Origin of the sequence: Burkholderia territorii (genome assembly GCF_902833055.1) — a bacterium.
Taxonomy (GTDB): Bacteria; Pseudomonadota; Gammaproteobacteria; order Burkholderiales; family Burkholderiaceae; genus Burkholderia; species Burkholderia territorii.
Window position 1 is genome coordinate 461,324 of the sequence record NZ_CADFEJ010000004.1, and the last position, 6,477, is coordinate 467,800.

Below are 6,477 nucleotides of genomic sequence, written 5' to 3' on the forward strand. Positions count from 1 at the left end.
CTATGATAATCGTTCTCTCCCCAGCCAAATCCCTCGACTACGATACGCCCGCCCACGTTCCGTCTTACACGAAGCCTGCATTCATCGACGAAGCGTCGGAACTGATCGACGGCCTGCGCAAGTTGTCGCCGCAGGACATCTCGACGCTGATGGACATCTCCGACCCGCTCGCCCGGCTGAACTTCCAGCGCTATGCGGATTGGTCGCCCGTCTTCACGACGGCCAACGCGAAGCAGGCGGTGCTCGCGTTCAACGGCGACGTGTACGAAGGGTTCGATGCCAAATCGCTGTCGGCCGCCGATCTCGACTATGCGCAGCAGCATGTGCGCGTGCTCTCTGGCCTCTACGGGCTGCTGCGTCCGCTCGATCTGCTGCAGCCGTACCGGCTCGAGATGGGGACCCGTTTCGCGAACGCGCGCGGCAAGGATCTGTATGCGTTCTGGGGCGACCGGATCACGCGGGCGCTGAACGAGCAGCTCGAGACGCGCAGCGGCGCGGCGCGCGTGCTGATCAACTGCGCGTCGACCGAGTACTTCAAGTCGGTCAAGCCGAAACTGCTGGCCGCGCCGATCGTCACGCCGGTGTTCGAGGACTGGAAGGGCGGCCGCTACAAGATCATCAGCTTCCATGCGAAGCGTGCCCGTGGGCTGATGGCGCGCTACATTGTCGAGAACCGCATCGCCGAACCGGCGGCGCTGAAGGATTTCGCGGTGGAAGGCTACGCGTTCGATGCCGCTGCGTCGAACGATTCGACTTACGTATATCGCCGGCGAATCGGCGAGTGACCAAGCCGGCCGTTCACGAGACGGCCGGCGCATGCATGAGGCCGGACACGCGGCACACCGCCGGTTCCGGTCAACAGTGGAGAGATAGATGACCCTTTCGATCACCAGCAATTTCGACGCGGGCGCCATCGATGTCGTGTCGTGCGACAGCCCCGATGCGATCCGGCTGCGCGTACGCGGCGACAACCGTTCGGAATTTGCCCAATGGTTCTACTTCCGGCTGACCGGCGCACGCGGTGAGCGGTGCGTGATGTCGTTCGAGAATGCGGCCGAATGTGCGTATCCGTCGGGATGGCGCAACTACAGCGCGGTCGCGAGCTACGATCGCGTCGACTGGTTCCGCGTGCCGACGACGTTCGACGGCAAGACGATGACCATCGACCATACGCCCGAGTTCGACAGCATCTACTACGCGTATTTCGAGCCATATTCAGAAGAGCGCCATGCCGCGTTCCTCGGCGCCGTCCAGCAATTGCCGCAGGCGAGCGTCGTCGAGCTCGGCCGTACCGTCGAAGGCCGGCCGATGTCGCTGCTGACGCTCGGTACGCCGGAGGTCGACGGCGCACCGAAGAAGAAGGTATGGGTCATCGCGCGCCAGCACCCGGGCGAGACGATGGCCGAGTGGTTCGTCGAGGGGCTTGTCAAGCGACTGGCCGGTTGGGGCGACTGGGCAGGCGATCCGGTAGCGCGCAAGTTGTACGACCGCGCGACGTTCTACATCGTCCCGAACATGAATCCGGACGGCAGCGTGCACGGCAACCTGCGCACCAACGCGGCGGGCGCGAACCTGAACCGCGAGTGGATGGCGCCCGATGCCGAGCGCAGCCCCGAAGTGCTGGCCGTGCGCGATGCGATCCATGCGATCGGCTGCGACATGTTCTTCGACATTCACGGTGACGAGGATCTGCCGTACGTGTTCGTCGCGGGTTCGGAAATGCTGCCGAGCTTCACGGAGCAGCAGGGCAAGGAGCAGGCCGCATTCATCGATGCGTTCAAGGTCGCGAGCCCGGATTTCCAGACCGAGCATGGTTATGCGGCGAGCAAGTACAAGGAAGACGCGCTCAAGCTCGCGTCGAAGTACATCGGCCATCGGTTCGGTTGCTTGTCGCTGACGCTCGAGATGCCGTTCAAGGACAATGCGAACCTTCCGGACGAGCGGGTCGGCTGGAACGGCGAGCGCAGCGCCGCGCTCGGCGCGGCGATGCTGGCGGCGATCCTGGTGCACGTCGAGACGTTCGCGTAAGCGTTCCGTCGTCGATATGAAAAAGCCGGCGCATCGTGCGATGCGCCGGCTTTTTTGCTTTCGTCGTTGCTGCTCCGCGGATCAGGACTTCTTCGCGGTTTTCTTCTTCACGGCTTTCTTCTGGCCGCTTGATTTCTGCGTTGCGACGGCTTTCTTGCCGGTGCGGCCGGATGCCTTGGCCTTGCCCTTGCCGCGGTGCGACTTGCCCTTGAACTTCTTCGTCGACGACGACGGACGCTCGACACGCGGCTTCAGTGGCGGCACCGGATCGTTCCAGCTGAACGCAAGCATTTGCTGCCCGACATAGCCGCATCGGAACTTCAGCGGTGTCGGGTCGCTGCCGTCGCTGTGGACGCCGAGGCCGTCAACGGTGACGATGTTGTCGACCTTCACGCGCTGCTTGCCCTGATCGAACGAATCGTTCCATGGCGTGATCGTCGCGTTGCCGCTTTCGAACGCGTTCGGCGCGAAGTCGACGCGATCGAAGGCCGTCGACGTGCTGGCGATGAAGCTGCCGTGCGCCGCACAATCGGCGACGATCGGATCCGCATGCATCTCGTTGACGAATTTGTTGATCAGTTCGGAGCGCTGGTCGAGGAGGTCGGCGAATACCGGTGCCGGAAGCGCAAGCGACAGGCCCGCGACACAGGCTGCCAGCTTGCCGAACGCCCGGAAAATCCGAAGCGAGGCAGGTGAGCTGTCCATCTGGTTATTGGTGAGGAGCGAATGAGACATCGGGCACGTATAGATGCCCGATGAAGAACAGGAGTTCAATCTTAGCGTAAAAAAGTTGCGCGGCAGTAGATGTCGCACTCTCCCGCACTGCGCAAGTGGATCGTCACATGCGTCGCTTGCACCGGGGCCGGCATGTTCAGGCGCGCGGGCCTCCGAGGCGATAGCGCCGAACGTCGAACGTCGTGACCCACGCCGGACGATAGATGGCGATGAGCGCGGTGGCCATGCCCGTGAACCATGCTTCGCCGAGCGCGAGCAGCGCAGTGTTGAGCAGATAGCCTGCGGGAATGACGACGGGCACGCCGTCCGCGAGAGCAAGCTGGACACCGGCCGCGGCTGCGGCGACTGCGATGATCGCGATGGCCGGTGACAGGAATCCCTGGCCGGTGATGAACGACGCGAGATTGTGCGGGAGCCACGCGATCGCGGCGCGTTGCAGTAACGCGGATACGGCGACCGGGAGCGCGCCGTAGATGAGGTAGGTGACGCCGATGCCCTGCCACGGCGCATCGAAGACGACCGCGGCGACGGCTGTGACGGCACCCATCGCGATCAGCGCAAGCGTCCAGTCGAACAGCGTGACGAGCAGCGTCGCGCCGAGCAGGTGCATGACGATGCCGTCGTCGAGCCACGCATTCGAGGCCCAGAGCACCGTGATCGCTGTGACGAGCGCGAGCCAAACGTGCTGGAGCGTTGCATCCTGGAGGCGGACGAAGGGCCGATTCCAGAGCGCGAGCGCGAGCAGCGCCACGGCGGCGATCCAGCCACCGACGCCAACCCAGAGCGGAAGCGGTGTGAAAAGAAAACCCATGCGTTCATATTACTCGTTGAGCATCAAACGTGGGAATTCGCACATGTCGGCCGTCGCAATATCGACACTGTCCGATCAGCGCTCGCGCCGAAATCGCGCTGGCGGTTCGGCCGCGAGCGGCAGATCCCGCGTGCCGGTGTTCGCGGCGGGCAGCGGATATGGGCGGTCGTTCCGTTGTGTACGCAGCGGAACCGGGCCGCGTTCGCCGATGACGGGTTTGCTCGCGTGGTCTCGGTTCGCCAGCAACACTTCGAGATGCGGCGACAGCCACCCGTTGTAGATCGCGACGGCGGCGGCGCGGTTCGCCGCACCTAGTTGCTGAAAGATGCTGGCGAGGTGGATCTTCACGGTGCCTTCGCTGATGCCGAGCGTGCGAGCGATCATCTTGTTGGTGCTGCCCATATGGACGAAGCGCATGATCTGCGCCTGCCTCGGCGACAGGAGGCTGCTTGGCGGGCGGCGCGGCAGCGATCCGGCGAGCGTCTGGAAATGGGCGTCCTGGCGAACCGCGGCAGCGGAGGGCAGCAGGCTCAGTGCGATGGGCGGGATGTAATGGCCGCCCAGCAGAACCATTTCGAGCGCCCGCACGATCAGGTGCGGCCGCGTGGAGTGCGGAATCACACCCGCGACGCCATAGTTGTAGAAGCGCTGGATGGCTTCCGGCGTGGATTCGTCGATCAGTAACGCGGCCGGCGTCGGCGAGCAGGCGCTGCAGAGCGCCTGGAGTTCGCAGTGACGGTGTACGTCCAGCCAGTTGATGGCAACGAGGTCGAAGCGCTGGGTGCGCAGCAGCCGGCGCGCCTGGAAACCATCGGGCGCATCGTTGATGCTGGCGTGACGGTCGATCTGCCGTAGCAGAGCCTTCAGTCCGTCACGCCGTTCGGCGTCTGAGTTCAGCACCAGGAACCGCATATTCAACCTCCGTAAGGTGAGTCATTGAGCTGCCGTTGGCATGTGTTTGATCCGATGATGACAAAAACCTTACACGAAGTCTGCTTGGCTGAACGGCTTAGGAGAAGTCTGAAATTTCGTGTGACCGAGATGCGGACGAGAAAAAAGCCGCTCCGGCAGGAACCGGGAGCGGCTTCGTCGGGCAGGCTCTGGGGGCCTGCCGCGTGTCCATCAGTGGAAGTGCGGCTGGGCCGGCGATGCATCTTCCGGCATTTCCGCGTGGACGATCTCGCCGAGCGGATCGGCATAGAGCGGCACGCCGCAGTCGTCGCAGTATTCCGGCTCGAAGCGGCCTGCGTGCCTGCGGACGTCGGTTACGCCGCATTCCTTCAGCAGACTCACGATCTCCTCGAGCGGCCCCTCGATCGGTGCTTCGCCTTCGAGCGTCGCGCTATCGATCGACACGTCGCCGTTTTCACGACCGTAGAGCGGCCACACGACGCCATAAATCACATCGTTGCTGGCGCGTCGCGTGAACCCGACGCGATACTCGTCGATCCGTCGCTCGCCGAAGCCCGCGACCACGGCGCGCAGCTCTTGCGGTGCTGCACCAAGTGTGTCGAAAAGATAACGAATGGCCGTTCGGACCGTGTGCGGACGGATGCGTTCGTCCGCATCGCGGCAGGCCGAATAGTACGCGTCCGGAAGCAGGCATTCGAATTCGCAACCAGGGAGCGCAACCGACAGGTTCGGCCCGCCTTGGGCGGCCCATTGCTCGAGACACTGGCCGCGTTCGATCCGGTTGCCGTGCTCCTCTTCCTGCCAGCGGAACAGTGGTGCGCCGGCAGGAGCGGCGACGACGGCGAGCAGGAAGCGTGGGTCGGCCAGGATCGGCGAGGTTTCGGGCAGGTCGCCGAAGCCGAGCTTGGCGGCGTGCTGGCCGAGTGCGGCGTGCGCGAGCTGCTGGGCGAGCCGGTAGGTCTCGACGTGGTGGCGCGGCAGTTGGTCGATGCTGTACAGGAACGGGGCCAGCCCGACCAGCGTACCGGTCGCGAGTACGTGCGCCTGCAGGTGCGTGCGCAATGCGTCGGCGACGTCGGCTTTCAGCGGGCCTGACGGAATCATGTAGCGCGTCCACGCAAGCACGGGCACGGCGACGAGCAGCGCGTCATACGGCTGGCCCTCGTGCTCGATCACCATCGACTCACTATGCGTCTCGGCCATGTCGGCGAGCGCGCCGTAGGCGTCGGGGTGGTTCTGCTGCAGATGGTCGAGTGCTGCGTCGAGCGTGGTCTGGTTGCCGTTGCGGACAATCTTGGCGAGTAGCGCATCGAGCTTCGCTTCCCAGAAGCGATCCTCGATGCGGCTGCCAGAGGCGAAGAGCGCAAGCGACAGGCCGACCAGTTTGTCGGCGTCGGGGGGGAGGCGTTTGGCGATTCGCTGGCGCATATTAAATACGTATAGAAAGAGGCGAAGAACCTCACATTCTAGTCCGTTCTTTGCGCGATAAGCGGTCTCGTGCTCCGGCAGGGCCGGGAGGCCGAATCGGTAGGGAAGAAGAAAAATCCATCAAACCCTTGCGCGAATGCCGTGAGGTGCATAGAATCTCGCCTCTTTCGCGCTAACGGCAACGCGGCGCGGAGGAAAGAAGGAAAGCGGTGCGGTTGGGCTGGCTGTAGAGCCGCCGGCGCACACGAAGTTGAACCCCCGGTCGTCGCAACGAAGCAGTTCAAAAAGTTGTTGACGAACCGAAAAACGCGGTTCATAATCTCGCTTCTCTGCTGCTGAAAACGCAGCGCTGCTGAGAAACTCCAGGTTTCCTGCAGAAATGTTCTTTAAAAATTAACAGCCGATAAGTGTGGGCGCTTGATGGCAGCGAGCTGATCCTCGGATCAGATAGCAAAAGTATCAAGAGTCTCACACTAAAGTAAGTCAGGTTTATGAAGTGATTCATATTCCTGTCAGCTTTGAGTGAGCGACCGGTTCGAAAGAACCGAAAACAGTAACAGGTT

6 protein-coding genes are annotated in these 6,477 nt (G+C 63.1%); 2 read left to right on the forward strand and 4 right to left on the reverse strand.

The genetic code is table 11. The features are described 5' to 3' along the window. The first annotated feature begins 2 nt into the window (after nucleotides 1-2). The gene (yaaA, locus tag HW466_RS12015; protein WP_059447990.1) at nucleotides 3-785 is read left to right on the forward strand and encodes a peroxide stress protein YaaA; all 783 of its coding nucleotides are present in this window, start codon (nucleotides 3-5) and stop codon (nucleotides 783-785) included. 88 nt (nucleotides 786-873) lie between these two features. Next, the gene (locus HW466_RS12020; RefSeq protein ID WP_059447989.1) at nucleotides 874-2,028 is read left to right on the forward strand and encodes a M14 family metallopeptidase; all 1,155 of its coding nucleotides are present in this window, start codon (nucleotides 874-876) and stop codon (nucleotides 2,026-2,028) included. Nucleotides 2,029-2,109: 81 nt separating this feature from the next. On the opposite strand, the gene HW466_RS12025 is transcribed toward HW466_RS12020, so the two are convergent. From HW466_RS12025 to HW466_RS12040, 4 genes are all read right to left on the reverse strand, one after another. After that, nucleotides 2,110-2,763 carry a BspC domain-containing protein gene (locus HW466_RS12025; protein WP_059447988.1) on the reverse strand — a complete coding sequence of 218 codons (654 nt, stop codon included), beginning with the start codon at nucleotides 2,761-2,763 and terminating at the stop codon, nucleotides 2,110-2,112. 136 nt (nucleotides 2,764-2,899) lie between these two features. Continuing rightward, the gene (locus HW466_RS12030) at nucleotides 2,900-3,574 is read right to left on the reverse strand and encodes an energy-coupling factor ABC transporter permease (RefSeq protein WP_059502585.1); all 675 of its coding nucleotides are present in this window, start codon (nucleotides 3,572-3,574) and stop codon (nucleotides 2,900-2,902) included. Between the two features lie 75 nt (nucleotides 3,575-3,649). Further along, nucleotides 3,650-4,486, reverse strand: coding sequence for a response regulator transcription factor (locus HW466_RS12035; RefSeq protein WP_059846353.1), 837 nt, complete (start codon nucleotides 4,484-4,486; stop codon nucleotides 3,650-3,652). A gap of 210 nt (nucleotides 4,487-4,696) precedes the next feature. Beyond that, the gene (locus tag HW466_RS12040) at nucleotides 4,697-5,914 is read right to left on the reverse strand and encodes a DUF2863 family protein (protein ID WP_059447985.1); all 1,218 of its coding nucleotides are present in this window, start codon (nucleotides 5,912-5,914) and stop codon (nucleotides 4,697-4,699) included. Nucleotides 5,915-6,477: the final 563 nt, after the last annotated feature.